Source organism: Ruegeria sp. HKCCSP346, assembly GCF_017872595.1.
GTDB lineage: Bacteria > Pseudomonadota > Alphaproteobacteria > Rhodobacterales > Rhodobacteraceae > Ruegeria.
Genome location: NZ_JAEDOT010000001.1, coordinates 840,062 through 856,660, shown reverse-complemented (window position 1 = coordinate 856,660; position 16,599 = coordinate 840,062). Strand labels below are relative to the sequence as shown.

The window sequence follows — 16,599 nt, the reverse complement described above, 5'->3', positions numbered from 1 at the left end:
TTCGGCTTTTGGTCTTTGGCGCGGTTTAGCGGATTGCGGCAAGGAAGCAAACTTTTATGGCCGAGACCAAGCAAATTCCAGCCCCAGCGCCTTGCCCTGCAAGAGCCTGCCGATTACAGCAGGCCAAGTTTTTACAAGGTGAACCATGCCCAGCGACAAATCCCAGCCTTCCTTCGTGCTTGTTCGCCCGCAGATGGGTGAGAATATCGGTGCCGCGGCCCGGGCGATGTGGAACTTTGGACTGGACCGGATGCGCATCGTGGCGCCCCGCGACGGCTGGCCAAACCCCAAGGCGGTGGCCATGTCCAGCGGTGCCGGCCGGTTGCTGGACGAAGCGCAGCTGTTTGACGATCTGGCCGGATCGCTGGCCGACAGCACTTTTGTCTTCGCCACCACTGCACGGCAACGCGGCCTGACGAAACCCGTCTACAGCCCCGAGCGCGCCATGCAGATCGCCGCCGAAAAGGTCGCAGCGGGCGAAAAGGTTGCGGTTCTGTTCGGCCCCGAACGCGCGGGGTTGGAGAACGAAGACATCGCCAAGGCAAACGCGATCATCTCGGTGCCCGTGAACCCGGAATACGCGTCGCTGAACCTGGGCCAATGCGTCTTGCTGACCGCTTATGAGTGGATGCGCCAGACCGGCGACGTGGTGCATGAATCCACCGATTTGGGCAAGGGGGACTGGGCCACGGGGATTGAAGTTGAGAAACTGGTGGAACACTACGAGGACCGGCTGGAAGAGGCCGGGTTCTTCTATCCCCCTGAAAAGGCCGAGGGCATGAAAACCAACCTGCGCAACCTGTGGTCGCGGATGCGGATGACGCGGGCCGACGTGCAGATGCTGCATGGGATCATGCGGCAGATGGTCCGCTGGAAAGACAAAGGCTGAGGCTGGACCTATCTTCCACCAAGCCCTAGCTTGCGACGAAATCAGGACATGAGGACAGCATGAGCGGTAAGCGCAGCATCTTCGAAGAGGTCTCGGACACCGAAAAACAACAGGCCGTTCAACCCGGTATGATCGACCGGGGGCGTGGCGGTGCGCGTAAGGCAATCCGTGCCTGGCTGATGATCCTGTTCGCTTTGGTCGTGGTGATGATCGCTGTCGGCGGTCTGACGCGGCTGACTGACAGCGGGCTGTCGATCACTGAATGGCGTCCGATTACAGGGGCGATCCCGCCGATGTCCGAGGACGACTGGCAGGCCGAGTTCGACAAGTACAAGCAGATTGACCAGTGGCGCATTCAGAACCAGTGGATGCAGCTGAGCGACTTCAAAACCATCTATTGGTGGGAATGGGGGCATCGCCAACTGGGCCGCGTGATCGGGCTGGTCTGGGCCACCGGTTTCCTGGGCTTCCTCGTGACCCGCAAGATACCCACGGGTTGGACCGGCAAGCTGCTGATCCCCGGCCTTCTGGGCGGTGTGCAGGGGGCTGTCGGCTGGTGGATGGTCGCCTCGGGTGTGACGCAGGGCGAGGGGATGACCGCCGTCGCCAGCTATCGCCTGGCCACCCATCTGGGACTGGCATTCGTCATTCTCGGGTTCCTCGCCTGGTATATATTCGAGCTTGGCCGGGAAGAACGTGACCTGATGCAGGCGCGTCGCATGAAGGAAGCGAAACTGTTCTCGTTGTCCACCGGCCTGATGCATTTCGCCTTTTTGCAAATACTTATTGGCGCGCTTGTCGCCGGGATCGACGCTGGTCGGTCTTATACCGACTGGCCGCTGATCGGCGGGCAGCTGCTGCCGCCAGATGCCACCGCGTTGGAGCCGATGTGGCGCAATTTCTTCGAAAGCCCGGGGCTTGTGCAGTTCATCCACCGTTGCGCAGGCTACCTGTTGTTCATCTTTGCTATTGTCGTCTGGCGCCGCGGCAGCGCCAGCGCGCATCCTCAGACGCGCTTCGCCTTCAACGCGGCTTTCGCGGCCCTGTCGGTGCAAGTTGTCGTCGGTATCGTGACCGTCGTCTACGGAGCGCCGTGGCAGATCGCCATCTTTCACCAGTTCATGGCCGTTGTCGTCTGGACCCTGATCCTGCGCGCGCGGTTCCTGACTGCATATCCAATCGCAACATCTGTGCGCGGAGTAAATTAACATGACCGCTTTCGACAAACTGATGGCTTTTCAGCGTGAAACCTCGGCATTGGGCCAGATTGCCGGACGATTGGGTTGGGATCAGGAAACCGTCATGCCGCGCGGGGCCGCGCCTCAACGCGCCGAGGAAATGGCAGCGATCGAGGCCGTCCTGCACGCGCGCCGATCAGATCCGCGCGTGGCAGAGTGGCTGGATCAGGCCGCGCCACAGGATGAAGTCGGAAAGGCGCAGCTTCGGGAAATCCGGCGCGCCTATGATCGGGCGGTCAAGGTGCCCGCTGATCTGGCCACGGCGATTGCCCGGACCACGTCCGCCGCACAGGGAACATGGGCACAGGCGCGCGCGGATGAAGATGTCTCGGCCTTCGTTCCCGTGCTGGAAGAGGTCGTATCGCTGAAGCGTCAGGAAGGCGAGGCGCTGGCACAGGGCGGAGACGTCTATGACGCCATGGTCGAGGATTATGAACCCTATACGACCGGCGCTCAGATCGCGGCCATTTTTGATGAAATGCGCCCACGTCTTGTGGCCTTGCGTGCGGCCGTTCTGGAACGCCCGGAACCTGCTGCGCTGACCGGAAGCTTTGACGAGCTGACCCAGATGCGGCTTACGCAAAAACTGGCGGTCGCCTTCGGCTATGACCTCAACAACGGCCGAGTCGACAAGGCGGTTCACCCGTTCAGCTCGGGTTCGGGCCTGGATGTGCGCATCACCACGCGAACCAGCGAAACGGACCCGTTCAACTGCTTTTTTTCCACCATTCACGAGGTCGGCCACGCGGCTTACGAACAGGGGATCGACCGCGACTACCTGCTGACGCCGCTGGGGCGCGGCGTGTCCATGGGTGTGCATGAAAGCCAAAGCCGGATCTATGAAAACCAGCTTGGCCGTTCGCGTGCGTTTACGGGATGGTTGTTCGATCAGATGAAAGACGCATTCGGCGATTTCGGAATTGCCGATGCAGATGCTTTCTACGCTACCGTCAACCGGGTTCATAACGGTTATATCCGGACCGAAGCCGATGAAGTGCAATACAATCTGCACATCATGCTTCGGTTCGATCTTGAGCGCGCTTTGATGGCCGGGGACTTACAGGTCAACGAACTTGAGGCGGCCTGGAATGATCGGTTCAAGGCCGACTTCGGTTATGCGGTCGACAAACCGTCGAACGGCTGTTTGCAGGATGTGCATTGGTCGGTTGGACTGTTCGGGTACTTCCCGACCTATTCGCTGGGCAATGTCTATGCAGGATGTCTGTATCAGGCCCTGCGAGCAGCGGTGCCGGGGCTGGATGCCCAACTGGCAGACGGCGACACATCTGGCGCAACTGCTTGGCTGCGCGAACACGTCCAGCAGCACGGCGGGCTTTATGCCCCGCGCGAGATTATCCGACGGGCAAGCGGCATTGAGCCGGGACCCGAACCTTTGCTGGACTATCTGGAACAGAAGTTCAGCGGATTGTACGGGCTGTGACAGTATGAAACGGTAGCCGATTGGTAAGGTTTCTCGCCATTTGCGTTGCAACATTGGCTTTGGCTTGACCATTTCGGTGATCGGTTATGAGGCCGGGCATGGCGTTCCAAGTGGCTGGAGCGATCTGATGTTTGACTGGTTTGAGACGGTGAATGCCTTGGAATAGGGGCTTCCAACACAAAACTGGACTGGCGAAGACGGAGAGATGGTCGCGGGACATGCCGCGCAATTTGTCTTCGGCTTCACGCGGAACCCTTTATTGGGCGACGCCAACTCTCGTTTTGCGCAAACTTTTTCCCTGACAAACACGAACAGGTTATCCTAAACGACCTGAACCAGTTCGATTCGGGCCGCGACGGCTGCAAAGAACAAAACGCTGCCGACCAACACAAATACGTGCCAGATCGTATTGTGGAACGGCAGCCAGTCCAGCAGGTAGAAGGCGACCCCGGCCGTGTACACGAGCCCTCCGGCAATCATCAGCGTGACGATTGTGGGGGACAGGTCTGCCAACATGGATTGCCCGGCCCAGACCACCGCCCAACCCATCAATAGGTATAACGCAAGCCCGAACCAGCGGAACCGGTTTGGGTCTAACATCTTGAGAACTGACCCAAGCGTTGCCGAGGACCACAACCCGAGCAACAGCCCGGGGGACTGAGCACCGGACAACAGTAAAAACGGCGTATAGGTCCCTGCGATCTTGACGTAGATGCCGGAATGATCGAGCCGTTGCAGAAACCCGCGCCATTCCTTGCTTTCGATCATGTTGTACAACGCAGAAAACGTCAGCATGAGTATCAACGTCACCCCGTAAATCGAGGCACCCAGTACCGCAGATTGATCATACCGGTAATTGATGGTCATCGTGATCAGCAGGGGAACCGCAATCAACGCACTCGAGACACCGAGCACATGGACCACCCCGTCGCTGATACGTTCTGTGCGGCTGTAAGCTGGTCGGATATGTGCAAATGACCACATATGAAAAAGCTAGGCGTCAGAATGGCTTCGGGCAAGCGGATCATCCCGAGAGCTATCGATATCGTGATCCAGAATGACAAAACGCCCGCAGAGCGAGCGTTTTGTTTCATATCCGTAATTAAGCGTGAGGATTATTCTTCGGTTTCCTCATCACCCTGATCGGCGATCCGGGCGACGCTGACGACCTCTTCGCCCTTGCCGGTGTTGAACACTTTGACCCCGCCGGCGCTGCGCGAGCGGAAAGAGATGCCGTCGACCGGAACCCGGATCGACTGTCCCTTGGAGGTGGCCAGCATGATCTGATCGTCGATTTCGACCGGGAACGAGGCCACCAGCGGGCCTCCCCGCATCGCCTTGTCCATCGCCATCACGCCCATGCCACCACGGCCGCGAACCGGATAGTCATGCGACGAGCTGAGCTTGCCGGATCCCTTGGCCGTGATGGTCAGGATCAGGTTCTCGGCCGCCGACATCTCGGCATAGCGTTCCTGCGGCAGGATGCTGTCGGCATTGCCGCCATCCTCGTCGGCGTCGGTGTCGTCGGTCACGCCGGCCATCAGGCGGCGCATTTTCAGATAGGCGGCGCGCTCGTCCGGGGTGGCCTCGAAATGACGGATCACCGACATCGAGACCACGCGGTCGCCCGCGTTCAGTCGGATGCCCCGCACGCCGGTCGATTTGCGCCCCTTGAACACCCGCACGTCTGTTGTGGAGAAACGGATCGCCCGGCCGGAATTGGTGACCAGCATCACATCGTCATCGTCCGAGCAGATGCGCGCGTTGACCAGTTCCACGCCCTCGGGCAGGTCCATCGCGATCTTGCCGTTGCGCTTGACGTTAGTGAAGTCGCTCAGCGCGTTGCGACGCACGTCTCCGGCGCTGGTGGCGAAGACGATCTGAAGGTTTTCCCATTCTTCATCCGGCACATCGACCGGCATGATCGCCGCAATGGAAACGCCGGTGGGAATCGGCAGGATGTTGACGATTGCCTTACCCTTGCCGGTGCGCCCCGACTGGGGCAGGCGCCAGGTCTTGAGCTTGTAGACCATCCCGTCGGTGGTGAAGAACAGAAGCTGGGTGTGCGTATTGGCCACGAAGAGGGTGGTGACCACGTCCTCTTCCTTGGTCTGCATGCCCGACAGCCCCTTGCCACCCCGCTTTTGCGCGCGGAAATCGGCAAGCGGCGTGCGCTTGATATAGCCGCCCGAAGTCACGGTCACGACCATGTCTTCGCGCTCGATCAGGTCCTCGTCTTCCATGTCGCCCGACCATTCGACGATCTCGGTGCGGCGCGGTACCGCGAATTGTTCGCGGACGCTGCGCAGTTCATCAGCGATGATGCCCATTATGCGTTCGCGCGAGGACAGGATATCCAGGTATTCCTTGATCTTTGCGGCCAGGTCTTCCAGCTCGTCCGTGACCTCTTTGACACCCAGTTGCGTCAGGCGTTGCAGGCGCAGGTCAAGGATGGCGCGGGCCTGAACCTCGGTCAGGTTATAGGTCCCGTCGTCGTTCATCTTGGACAGCGGATCGTCGATCAGGCGCAGATAGTCCGCGATGTCGGCGGCCGGCCAGCGCCGGGTCATCAGCTTTTCGCGTGCCTCGGCCGCGTCGGCCGAAGACCGGATCGTGGCCACGACCTCGTCAACGTTCGATACCGCCACGGCCAGACCGCACAGGATATGGCTGCGTTCCCGCGCCTTGCGCAGGTCAAAGGCGGTGCGGCGGGCAACGACATCTTCGCGGAAATCGATGAAGCTGGTCAGGAAACGGCGCAGGGTCAGCTGCTCGGGGCGGCCGCCGTTCAGCGCCAGCATGTTGCAGCCGAACGAGGTTTGCATAGGCGTGAACCGGTACAGCTGGTTCAGCACCACCTCGGGCGTTGCGTCGCGTTTCAGCTCGACCACCACCCGTACGCCGTTGCGGTCGGATTCGTCCTGAACATGGCTGACGCCTTCGAGGCGCTTTTCGCGCACGGCTTCGGCGATCTTCTCGATCATCGAAGCCTTGTTCACCTGATAGGGGATTTCATCCACGATGATGGCATAGCGATCCTTGCGCAGCTCTTCAACGCGGGTCTTGGCGCGGATGATTACGCTGCCGCGGCCTTCCAGATAGGCCTTGCGCGCGCCGGATCGGCCCAGCATCACGCCGCCGGTCGGGAAATCGGGGCCGGGAACGTATTCGATCAGTTGCTCGGACGTCAGGTCCGGGTCGTCGATCAGGGCCAGCGTCGCGTTAACCACTTCGCCCAGGTTGTGCGGCGGGATGTTGGTGGCCATGCCCACGGCGATACCGCCGGCGCCGTTGACCAGCATGTTGGGGAAACGGGCGGGAAGGACAGTCGGTTCCTTGTCCTTGCCGTCGTAGTTGTCCTGGAAATCGACCGTCTCTTTCTCGATATCCGCCAGCAGGGCTGCGGCGGGCTTGTCCATCCGCACTTCGGTGTAACGCATGGCCGCCGGATTGTCGCCGTCCATCGAGCCGAAGTTGCCTTGACCATCCAGCAGCGGCAGCGACATCGAGAAATCCTGCGCCATCCGCACCAGCGCATCATAGATCGCGCTGTCGCCGTGGGGGTGATACTTACCCATCACGTCACCCACCGGACGGGCCGATTTGCGATAGGCCTTGTCATGGGTATTTCCGGTTTCGTGCATCGCATAGAGGATGCGCCGATGCACCGGTTTCAAACCGTCGCGCAGATCGGGGATCGCGCGGCTGACGATGACCGACATCGCATAGTCCAGATAGGACGTGCGCATCTCGGATTCGATCGAGACCGTCGGGCCGTCATAGACAGGGCGCTCGGGCGGGGTTTCATCCATGTTTTCGGGGATTTCTGGCGTATCGCTCACGTAAACTGCCCGTATTTTGTGCTGGGTCTATATCTTGTGGATGCACCTTATCAGACCCGGCACATAAGGTGCAAGCAAGCAGCGCTCCCCAAGGTTCGAATCCTCGGTAACACCCAAGTAACATATTGTTATCTAAGTATTAGGGGGTTTTCGTGCTAGCCTGAGAATACCGTGCAACAAACCGGGGGTCTGCATGAAGACAAGTGAAACCGAATTGATGCTCAAGGGCTATGGCCTGACAACGGCCGAATTTTTCTATCACATGCCCGATTACGTCCACGTCCTGAATACCTTCATCTGGCAGGAATATGACCTTGCGCCGGATCATCCGAAACTCTTCGAATTCATCGAGTTTTGGCAACGAGAAATAGAAGGGCCGCTGCATTCCGTGAAATTCACGCACCGCAAGATGATCGCACCGGGCGAGTGGCGCAACATGGTTGGTGAGTTTCGCGTGAACTGAGTGATCGGCCAGGTCCGCCTGTGCGTCGGAATTCCTGTTCTCATTTGAGGCAAGTCGCGTATGGTGACTGCCAATCTAATGGCGTCACAGGAAAAAACAATGATCAGAGCCGTTCTCTTTGTTGCAGCGCTTTGTATGAGCAGCCCCGTTTTTGCCGAGGGTGTTCTGGACAAGATCAAGAAAGGTGCCGAGAGCGTCGGGAAGACGATCGACAAAGGTGCCGAAGCGGTTGACGATACGATCACGTCCACTTCGGAGCTGCTGTCCAACGAGGCAACACCTGAAGAAACGCGCGCAAAGCTTGACGCGATGGCAGGCGAGATTTTGGATCAGCTTCTGGCGGAAAACCCCGATGCGCGGCCACTTTATGACGTCAGTGCCGGGTATGCGGTGTTCGACTCCCGTAAGGTTACGGTATTCCCTGTGTCGGCGGGCTATGGCCGGGGCGTGGCGGTGTCGAAAGACACCGGGCAACACACATATATGAACATGGGAACGGGCGGCGTTGGCGGCGCCATCGGCATCGGTGGTTTCGAGACCAAATTCGTAATCCTGTTCGAAACCCCCGCTGATCTGGATACGTTTATAAACCAGGGCTATGACGCGACCGCAGAAACGGGGGCCATGTATGGCGAGGATAAAACGGGCGAAACCCTGCGTTTCACTGATGGACGCTCGTTTTTTGTTCTCAACAAAAAGGGCTGGCGCGTATCGGCCGGCGCGTCCGGCACCAAGTTCTGGAAATCGCCCGAGCTGAACTGATCAGCCAGAACAGCTGGCCCCGCCCAAAACGCAGAATTTGGCGCAATGAGGGTGGTTCAGATGCACGTCCGCCTCGGCCTGGGCCAGGGTATGACCCATCTCGAACTCGGGCTCATAGGGCAGCAGGGTACAGGCCAGGACAGCAGGTTTTTCGGCCCCCTTGCGTTTGACCACCATACGGGCGCTGGCGCACATGACGTCGTTGGGGGATTTGTCAAGAATTCCCCAGCACGCGGTGGTGATTTCTGGAACCTCGACAGTTTCGTCCATTTCGGGAAACAGAACGGTCTGAGCCGGGTTCTGCGGGTCAATGTCAAATCTGTGCCTGGCAAAGAACCTGGCATAGCCCGCACGGCTTTCCGCGTCTGACTCCCCCCAGACCGTACGCCCGGCGATGGCCATGTTGAAACCGTGGTCGCGCAACCATTCCATACCGGCCAGGGTTTTGTCGAAACTGCCGTCACCGCGCTCTTCGTCATGCAGGGCCGGGCGGAAGTGATCGACCGAAACGCGCAGAGTCAACATGTGGTTGAATTCCTTTTGCAATCCCAGCAACCCGTCGCGCATTTTACGGCGCATCATCGGCGCCATTGCGTTGGTCAGAATCAGAACCTTGTACCCTCGTTCCAGCGCGGCGCGTGTCATGTCGATCATGTCCGGGTTCATGAACGGCTCACCGCCCGTGAACCCGATCTCGTGCACGGGCCAGTTGCGAGCTTCGATCTGATCAAGGTAGTTCCGGACCTCGTCAGCGGTGATGTAAACCAAAGCGTCATTGGTCGGGCTGCTGGCGATATAGCAGTTCACGCATTCGATATTGCACAAAGTGCCCGTATTGAACCAAAGGGTCTCGGGCCGTGTCAGGGAAACCTTTGCGCGGGTCTGGCCGTCAGCTGTCACCGATTTGTTTTGAAACTTGCCGATATTGGCGAGCTGTGGGGCGTTGTCTTTCATTCCCGCATCCGGTTCTTAAAGGTCATCAATCCGATCTAGCCCTTTGTCGCGGATTTGGTAAGGGTGACGCAGCGGTTCTGACAGAGTTTTGAACAGAGTGATTTATTGCCGTATGGTTGCGCTAACATTGGACATGCCGGAAGGGGCGGGGTAAGGACAATTCATGGTTTCACGCGTCATACCTGTTGATCCCTTTGATCTGATCATTTTCGGCGGCACCGGCGATCTGGCGCAGCGCAAGATTCTGCCCGCGCTTTACCGTCGGTTTTGCGCCGGGCAATGGCATGAGGATGCCAGGATTATCGCAGCAGCGCGTGCGGGCCATTCCGCAGAAGATTTCCGGCAGATGGTCGCAGAATCGCTGCACCGACATGCTGCGGTCCGCGCTTCGGAGTCCCAGAGAGTGTCCCGTTTTCTACAGCGGGTCGATTATGTCCCGCTGGATGCAGTATCAGCCGAAGGATGGGACCTGCTGGGTGAAAAACTGTCGCCTAACCGCGTGCGTGCGTTCTATTTCTCGGTCGGCCCCAGCCTGTTCGGCCCTTTGGCCGAGCGGGTCCGGGCCTATGATCTGGCGACCGAAGATACGCGCATCGTGGTGGAAAAACCGTTCGGGCATGATCTGGGCAGCGCGCGAGAGCTGAATGCCACACTGGCTGCGCATTTTGATGAAAGCCAGATCTACCGAATCGATCATTACCTGGGCAAGGAAACCGTCCAGAACCTGATGGCCGTACGGTTTGGCAATATGCTGTTCGAACCGCTGTGGAACAGCCAGTATGTCGACCATATCCAGATCACCGTTGCCGAAACCGTCGGTATCGATGGGCGCGAAGAATACTATGAACGCGCCGGCGCGATGCGGGACATGGTGCAAAATCACCTGATGCAGCTGCTGTGCCTGATTGCGATGGAACCCCCGGCAAAGTTCGATCCGGACGCGGTGCGAGATGAAAAGCTCAAGGTGATCCGGGCGCTTGATCCGGTGGAGCCGCATCACATCGTGCGCGGCCAGTTTTCGGCAGGGCCGGACGGGGCGGGATACCGCGAATGTGTCGGCAACCCACGCTCGACCACTGAAAGCTATGTGGCGCTGAAGGCGCATGTCAGCAATTGGCGATGGGCAGGCACGCCGTTTTATCTGCGTACGGGCAAACGGCTGGTGGCGCGTTCGTCGATTATCAATGTGATGTTCAAGGACGCGCCGCATTCGATTTTCGGGGAAGAGGCCGGGCGTCACGCCAATGCGCTATCGATCCGGTTGCAACCCAACGAGGGGATCACGCTGAAAGTGACGATCAAGGAACCGGGGCCAGGCGGGATGCGGCTGATCGACGTGCCATTGGACATGAGTTTCGCCGAAGCGCTGGGGCCCGAGAATCAAGACCCGCCAGATGCTTACGAGCGCCTCGTCATGGACGTGATACGGGGCAACCAAACGCTGTTCATGCGTGGGGACGAGGTCGAGGCCGCATGGGCCTGGACCGATCCGATCATCGCCGGATGGCTGGCGCGCGGGGACGTGCCCAAACCTTATGACAGTGGCAGCACAGGACCGGGCGACGCCGAGCTGCTGATGAAACGGGATGGTCGCCGCTGGCAGGGAATAAAGCCATGAACATTCAAGAATATGCCGACCGAGAAATGCTGGCCATCGATGTGGCAAACGCGTTGGCGGGTGAGCTTGAGACCGCTTTGTTGCACAATGACACGGTTGCATTGGCCGTCCCCGGCGGGACGACACCGGGGCCGGTTTTTGACAGCCTGTGTGCTGCCGATCTCGAGTGGGACCGTGTGCGGGTTCTGCCTACGGACGAACGCTGCGTGCCGGCTGATCACGAACGTTCGAACGAACGCCTGATCCGGGAAAGACTGCTGACCAACCGGGCATCCGTGGCACAGTATATCCCACTTTATGTTCCGGGCGCAGAGCCTGAATCGGCTTTGCCGGAAGTTGAATCGCTGATCGCGCCGGTGCTGCCTTTGTCGGTTCTTGTCCTTGGGATGGGGGAAGACATGCACACGGCTTCGTTGTTCCCCGGAATGGACGGGCTGGACAAGGCCCTCGACAGCCAGGCGCCGACCTTGATCGTCGCCCGGACCGATGTGCAGCCAGAGCCCCGGATTTCTTTGACGGCCCCTGTGCTGGACGGGGCTTTGTCGAAACATCTGATCATCTACGGGCAGGCAAAACGAGACGTATTGGACAAGGCCATGTCGATGCCACCGGAAGAGGCACCGATCGCCGCGGTCCTCAGCGGCATGACGGTTCATTGGGCGGAGTGAGGCAATGCAGTTGGATGCTTTAAAGGCGCTTGCAGCGGCTGACCGCCGTATCGTCGACCTGTTTGCAAAGGATGCAACCCGGGCCGCGGCGTTTTCAGCCTCGACCGGGGATTTGCTGTTCGATTATTCAAAAACGCAGATTGATGAAGACGTGCGCGCTGCGCTGCTGCAATTGTGTGAAGATGCCGGGCTTGCGACGCGGCGCGACGCCATGTTTACCGGGAAGAAGATCAACGAAACCGAAGGGCGCGCGGTGCTGCACACGGCGTTGCGCAATCTGGACGGTGGCCCGGTCGAAGTGGATGGTCAGGACGTCATGCCCGGGGTTCTGGACACGCTGCATCGGATGCGGGTCTTTGCCGAAGAAGTCCGCGGTGGTGCGATTGCCGGGGCAGGGGGCAGCTTTACCGATGTGGTCAATATCGGCATCGGTGGGTCGGATCTTGGCCCGGTCATGGCCACTCATGCGCTGGCTCCGTATCATGACGGGCCGCGCCTGCATTATGTCTCGAACGTGGATGGGGCCCACATCGCGGACACGTTGCGCCCATTGGATCCTGCACGGACGCTTGTGATTGTCGCGTCCAAGACATTCACCACGATCGAAACGATGACCAATGCGCGCACGGCCCGCGCCTGGATGTCCGAGGGCGGAGGTGATCCGTCCCGCCAGTTCGCCGCCGTATCCAGCGCGCTGGACAAGACGCAGGCTTTCGGCATCCCCGAGGCGCATGTATTTGGTTTCGCTGATTGGGTGGGTGGGCGTTATTCGGTCTGGGGGCCGGTCGGATTGCCGGTCATGATTGCCGTCGGTTCAAATGCATTTGATGCGTTTCTGCGAGGCGGTCAGGCGATGGATCTGCATTTCCGCTCGGCGGATTGGGTGGAAAACATGCCTGTGATGCTGGCGCTGGTCGGCATCTGGCACCGTCAGGTTCTGGGTTGCACCAGCCGCGCTGTGCTGCCCTATGATCAGCGGCTGCTGCGCCTGCCGGCCTATCTCCAGCAGTTGGAAATGGAATCGAATGGCAAATCTGTCGCGATGGACGGATCTGCGCTGGCTGCCCCTTCCGGGCCGGTGGTCTGGGGAGAGCCGGGCACCAACGGCCAGCATGCGTTCTATCAGCTGATCCATCAGGGGACGGATGTCATTCCCTGCGAATTCATGGTCGCCGCCGAAGGGCACGAACCCGAGTTGACCCACCATCACCGCCTGCTTTTGGCCAACTGTCTGGCCCAGTCAGAGGCTTTGATGCGTGGCCGGTCTTTGGATGAAGCCCGTGAACGCATGGCGGAAAAAGGCCTTGATGGCGACGAACTTGACCGGCAGGCGCGACACCGCGTGTTTCCGGGCAACCGCCCTTCCACAACGCTGATCTATCCGAAGCTTACACCGTTCGTTCTGGGGCAGATTATCGCGCTGTACGAACATCGTGTGTTCGTTGAAGGTGTTCTGCTGGGCATCAATTCCTTTGATCAGTGGGGTGTGGAATTGGGCAAAGAACTTGCCAACTCGCTCGGACCTGTCGTGGATGGTGTTGCCAGTGCTGACGGTAAAGACGGATCAACCGCCGCATTGGTCGCCTACGCGCTGAAACACCGAAACTAAGAGCGAAAAAATGCCGCCCACGGCCGTGTTGGGCTGCATTCTTTTATTGTCAGACAATTAAATGATTGGCAGGGTTCCTCCGTAGGAAACGACTGCATTGACGCATCGGGGCACGCCCCAAGCCGTCAATGCCAGATGGACAAGGCAGAGGCCATCCAAGGTCTCGCCAAGGACGGGAGGATGTCCATGCTAGGACAGATGATGACGCAGCCCTTGCTGGTTTCGTCGCTGATCGATCACGCAGACCGCTATCACGGCCAGACCGAGATTGTTTCGGTTGAAACGGATGGAACGGTCACTGAAACCAACTGGTCCGAGATTGCGGTGAATGCCCGACGGATGGCGTCGGCCTTGACGAATCTGGGGCTGGAACCGCAGGACAGGATCGGGACACTGGCCTGGAACAATCGGCGGCATCTTGAGATCTATTTTGCCACGTCGGGCGCGGGCTATGTCTGTCACACGGTCAATCCCCGCCTGTTCCCCGAGCAGCTGACCTTTATCATCAACCATGCTCAGGACAGGGTTCTGTTCTTTGATGCGACGTTCATTCCGCTGGTCGCCGCGCTGCATGACGCTTTGTCCGAGGTTCAGCATTTTGTTCTGATGGGGCCTTGCAATGAAGAGGCTGCGGCTCAGGTTCCTGATCTGAAGTTCTATGACGAGTTGCTGGAGACCGGGGATGCAGGTTTCCAATGGCCCGACCTGGATGAAAAGACGGCCTGCGGTCTGTGCTATACGTCGGGAACCACGGGCAATCCAAAGGGCGTGTTGTATTCTCATCGGTCAACACTGCTGCACAGCTTTGCATCGAACACACGGGATGTGATCGGGTATTCAGCGATGGATGTTGTTATGCCGGTTGTGCCGATGTTCCACGTCAACGCCTGGGGATCGCCCTACGCCTGCGCCATGTCGGGATCGCGGCTTGTGTTGCCCGGGCCGGATTTGCACGGCGAGGCACTGGTCAATCTGATCGACACCTATGGCGTGACTTTGGCCATGGGTGTGCCGACCATCTGGCAGGGCTTGCTGGCCCATGCCGCAGCATGCGGAACCGAACTCAAAAGCCTTGAACGTACGGTTATCGGCGGCGCCGCGTGCCCTCCGTCGATGATCGAAACCTTCCGCGAAACCTATGGCGTTGACACGGTCCACGCCTGGGGCATGAGCGAGATGAGCCCGCTGGGCACGACGAATTATCCATTGGCCAAACACCTGAAGCTGCCACCGGAAGACCAGCACAAGATCCGCCTGAGCCAGGGAAGACCACCCTTTGGGGTTGAGTTGAAAATCGTGGACGAAGATGGGAATGATCTGCCGCATGACGGCGAAACCCAGGGCGATTTGATGGTGCGGGGTCACTGGGTTCTGGACAGCTACTTCCAGTTGCAGGATCAGGATCTTTTGCGGGATGGCTGGTTCGCCACCGGAGATGTGGCCACTTTGGACCCGGATGGCTACATGACCATTCGCGACAGATCCAAGGACATCATCAAATCCGGTGGGGAATGGATCAGTTCGGTCGAGCTTGAGAACATCGCCGTGGCCCACCCCCAGCTTGCGACGGCCGCCGTGGTCGGTGTTCCGCATCCGAAATGGGATGAACGCCCCTTGCTGGTTGCTGTCAAAGCCGATGGTGAAAAGCCCAGCGAAGAGGATTTGCTTGCCTTTTTCGAAGGCAAAATCGCCAAGTGGCAGATCCCGGACAAGGTTGTCTTTGTCGACGCATTGCCGCTGAGCGCGACCGGAAAGGTATTGAAACGCAAGCTTCGGGCCGAGTTCGGCGACGCCCTGACAGGCTAGGTCTGCTTCGTTGTGGAGAATTGGCTCCGGCGGTAGGGATCGAACCTACGACCAATTGATTAACAGTCAACTGCTCTACCGCTGAGCTACGCCGGAACGGTTCGCGCCGTATAGCAATCCGGTTTCCAGACGTCCAGAGGGTGCGTGTGTTTTTCGACGAAAAAAACCGGCATAAATCGATGTGTTTTCTGACGCCAATGCAGGTCTGAACGAAGGGGGATTTTGGCTCCGGCGGTAGGGATCGAACCTACGACCAATTGATTAACAGTCAACTGCTCTACCGCTGAGCTACGCCGGAACTGAGGCGCGTATAGCAACCCCGATTCCGGACGTCCAGTGGTTAAGTACGAGAACCATCAAAAAATTTTACTGTTTTAGCGAAGCCGCCGAAAAACAGATGAAACTGACAGTGGGCCAATGGGCGTCACTCTGTTTTTTCCAGTCAGATCAACGAGATGAGCGAAAACGTTGCGCTCGGCTGCGGGCAGCAATGCCGCTGGCGTATCCGTATAGATGCGCCCAGCCAGATCCCGCGCTGTCCCGTCTTCTTTTTCCAATGCGCTCAGAATCTGCGCCTCGCGGGTCTGGCGATGTGCAATCAGCCAGTCCAAACGTTGGGCAGGGCTGGTAATTGGTGCGCCATGGCCGGCGTGGAAAACCGACCAGTCGCGCGCGCGCAGCCGATGGCAGGCAGTCATGAAGTCGGTCAGATCACCATCCGGAGGGGACACCAACGAGCTGGCCCACCCCATGACATGATCCGCCGTGAAACAGATGTTCTGCCAGGCCAGAGCAATGTGATTGCCCAGATGGCCCGGTGTGTGAATGACCTCAAGCTGCCACCCGTCGCCATTGATGGTCTCACTATCCGCCACTTCGACATCAGGGCGAAACGTGGTGTCGATGCCTTCGCCGCCGCCGGTCAGCCCCTGCGCGGCAAGATCGGTCATGACGGCGCTGCGCCCCGCCTCGGGCCCGCCATAAGCATAAATCGTCGCCCCTGTGCGCGCCGCCAGCGGAGCCGCCAGGGGTGAATGGTCCACATGCGTATGTGTGACAATGATATGGCTGATCCTTTGACCCGGCGCCAAGGAATCCAGAATTGCGCCCAGATGTGCCTCGCTTGCGGGGCCTGGATCGATGACGGCAATGTCGCGTTCACCCAGCAGATACGTGTTGGTGCCACGATAGGTCATCGGAGAGGGATTCGGGGCCAGAATACGCCGCAAACCCGGATGCAGTTCCTCTGGCTGGCCGACGGGCGGATCGAAATCATCTGGTGCCTGCATTCTGTGCTCTTTCTCTTGTC

13 protein-coding genes and 2 tRNA genes are annotated in these 16,599 nt (G+C 59.1%); 9 read left to right on the top strand and 6 right to left on the bottom strand.

The window, feature by feature from the left end:
* Window positions 1–145 precede the first annotated feature (145 nt).
* Genes I9185_RS04255 through I9185_RS04245 form a run of 3 tightly spaced genes read left to right on the top strand, consistent with a single transcriptional unit; the run spans window position 146 to window position 3,568 of the window.
* On the top strand, window positions 146–889 hold the full coding sequence (locus I9185_RS04255; protein ID WP_171632149.1) for an RNA methyltransferase: 744 nt from the start codon (window positions 146–148) through the stop codon (window positions 887–889).
* Window positions 890–948: 59 nt separating this feature from the next.
* Entirely contained in the window at window positions 949–2,097 is a 1,149-nt protein-coding gene (ctaA, locus tag I9185_RS04250; protein WP_210092422.1) for a heme A synthase, read from the top strand.
* A gap of 1 nt (window position 2,098) precedes the next feature.
* Window positions 2,099–3,568: a carboxypeptidase M32 gene (locus tag I9185_RS04245; RefSeq protein WP_210092421.1), complete on the top strand. Its 1,470-nt coding sequence runs from the start codon at window positions 2,099–2,101 to the stop codon at window positions 3,566–3,568.
* A 321-nt stretch (window positions 3,569–3,889) separates the two neighbouring features.
* On the opposite strand, the gene I9185_RS04240 is transcribed toward I9185_RS04245, so the two are convergent.
* On the bottom strand, window positions 3,890–4,552 hold the full coding sequence (locus I9185_RS04240; protein ID WP_171632157.1) for a hemolysin III family protein: 663 nt from the start codon (window positions 4,550–4,552) through the stop codon (window positions 3,890–3,892).
* A 131-nt stretch (window positions 4,553–4,683) separates the two neighbouring features.
* Window positions 4,684–7,380, bottom strand: coding sequence for a DNA gyrase subunit A (gene gyrA / locus I9185_RS04235; RefSeq protein ID WP_245223467.1), 2,697 nt, complete (start codon window positions 7,378–7,380; stop codon window positions 4,684–4,686).
* Between the two features lie 223 nt (window positions 7,381–7,603).
* On the opposite strand from gyrA, the gene I9185_RS04230 reads away from it, so the two are divergent.
* Window positions 7,604–7,873: an usg protein gene (locus I9185_RS04230; protein WP_152458119.1), complete on the top strand. Its 270-nt coding sequence runs from the start codon at window positions 7,604–7,606 to the stop codon at window positions 7,871–7,873.
* Between the two features lie 99 nt (window positions 7,874–7,972).
* Window positions 7,973–8,635, top strand: a complete 663-nt coding sequence (locus I9185_RS04225) for a hypothetical protein (RefSeq protein WP_210092419.1) — start codon at window positions 7,973–7,975, stop codon at window positions 8,633–8,635.
* On the opposite strand, the gene I9185_RS04220 is transcribed toward I9185_RS04225, so the two are convergent.
* Window positions 8,636–9,589: a radical SAM protein gene (locus I9185_RS04220; RefSeq protein WP_210092418.1), complete on the bottom strand. Its 954-nt coding sequence runs from the start codon at window positions 9,587–9,589 to the stop codon at window positions 8,636–8,638. It abuts the gene before it with no gap.
* A gap of 163 nt (window positions 9,590–9,752) precedes the next feature.
* On the opposite strand from I9185_RS04220, the gene zwf reads away from it, so the two are divergent.
* The 4 genes from zwf (at window position 9,753) to I9185_RS04200 (ending at window position 15,290) form a co-directional block, all read left to right on the top strand.
* The gene (gene zwf / locus I9185_RS04215) at window positions 9,753–11,207 is read left to right on the top strand and encodes a glucose-6-phosphate dehydrogenase (protein WP_171632169.1); all 1,455 of its coding nucleotides are present in this window, start codon (window positions 9,753–9,755) and stop codon (window positions 11,205–11,207) included.
* A complete protein-coding gene (pgl, locus tag I9185_RS04210; protein WP_209832976.1) occupies window positions 11,204–11,875 on the top strand; it encodes a 6-phosphogluconolactonase in 672 nt (223 codons plus the stop codon). The genes zwf and pgl overlap by 4 nt, the downstream gene beginning before the upstream one ends.
* 4 nt (window positions 11,876–11,879) lie before the next feature.
* Window positions 11,880–13,484 (top strand): glucose-6-phosphate isomerase, encoded by a 1,605-nt coding sequence (gene pgi / locus I9185_RS04205; protein WP_210092417.1) that lies wholly within the window; start codon window positions 11,880–11,882, stop codon window positions 13,482–13,484.
* Window positions 13,485–13,670: 186 nt separating this feature from the next.
* On the top strand, window positions 13,671–15,290 hold the full coding sequence (locus I9185_RS04200; protein ID WP_210092416.1) for a long-chain-fatty-acid--CoA ligase: 1,620 nt from the start codon (window positions 13,671–13,673) through the stop codon (window positions 15,288–15,290).
* Window positions 15,291–15,311: 21 nt separating this feature from the next.
* Here I9185_RS04200 and I9185_RS04195 read toward each other — a convergent pair.
* The 3 genes from I9185_RS04195 to I9185_RS04185 form a co-directional block, all read right to left on the bottom strand.
* Window positions 15,312–15,386, bottom strand: a tRNA-Asn gene (locus I9185_RS04195).
* Window positions 15,387–15,513: 127 nt separating this feature from the next.
* A tRNA-Asn gene (locus tag I9185_RS04190) sits at window positions 15,514–15,588 on the bottom strand.
* Window positions 15,589–15,664: 76 nt separating this feature from the next.
* Complete coding sequence (locus tag I9185_RS04185) at window positions 15,665–16,579, bottom strand: MBL fold metallo-hydrolase (RefSeq protein WP_210092415.1); 915 nt, start codon at window positions 16,577–16,579, stop codon at window positions 15,665–15,667.
* Window positions 16,580–16,599 lie beyond the last annotated feature (20 nt).

What these genes read in the sequence shown, in the direction of transcription:
- I9185_RS04255 (WP_171632149.1), top strand. Translation starts at nt 146, where the DNA reads ATGCCCAGCGACAAATCCCAGCCTTCCTTCGTGCTTGTTCGCCCGCAG.
- ctaA (WP_210092422.1), top strand. Translation starts at nt 949, where the DNA reads ATGAGCGGTAAGCGCAGCATCTTCGAAGAGGTCTCGGACACCGAAAAA.
- I9185_RS04245 (WP_210092421.1), top strand. Translation starts at nt 2,099, where the DNA reads ATGACCGCTTTCGACAAACTGATGGCTTTTCAGCGTGAAACCTCGGCA.
- I9185_RS04240 (WP_171632157.1), bottom strand. Translation starts at nt 4,552, where the DNA reads ATGTGGTCATTTGCACATATCCGACCAGCTTACAGCCGCACAGAACGT.
- gyrA (WP_245223467.1), bottom strand. Translation starts at nt 7,380, where the DNA reads ATGGATGAAACCCCGCCCGAGCGCCCTGTCTATGACGGCCCGACGGTC.
- I9185_RS04230 (WP_152458119.1), top strand. Translation starts at nt 7,604, where the DNA reads ATGAAGACAAGTGAAACCGAATTGATGCTCAAGGGCTATGGCCTGACA.
- I9185_RS04225 (WP_210092419.1), top strand. Translation starts at nt 7,973, where the DNA reads ATGATCAGAGCCGTTCTCTTTGTTGCAGCGCTTTGTATGAGCAGCCCC.
- I9185_RS04220 (WP_210092418.1), bottom strand. Translation starts at nt 9,589, where the DNA reads ATGAAAGACAACGCCCCACAGCTCGCCAATATCGGCAAGTTTCAAAAC.
- zwf (WP_171632169.1), top strand. Translation starts at nt 9,753, where the DNA reads ATGGTTTCACGCGTCATACCTGTTGATCCCTTTGATCTGATCATTTTC.
- pgl (WP_209832976.1), top strand. Translation starts at nt 11,204, where the DNA reads ATGAACATTCAAGAATATGCCGACCGAGAAATGCTGGCCATCGATGTG.
- pgi (WP_210092417.1), top strand. Translation starts at nt 11,880, where the DNA reads ATGCAGTTGGATGCTTTAAAGGCGCTTGCAGCGGCTGACCGCCGTATC.
- I9185_RS04200 (WP_210092416.1), top strand. Translation starts at nt 13,671, where the DNA reads ATGCTAGGACAGATGATGACGCAGCCCTTGCTGGTTTCGTCGCTGATC.
- I9185_RS04185 (WP_210092415.1), bottom strand. Translation starts at nt 16,579, where the DNA reads ATGCAGGCACCAGATGATTTCGATCCGCCCGTCGGCCAGCCAGAGGAA.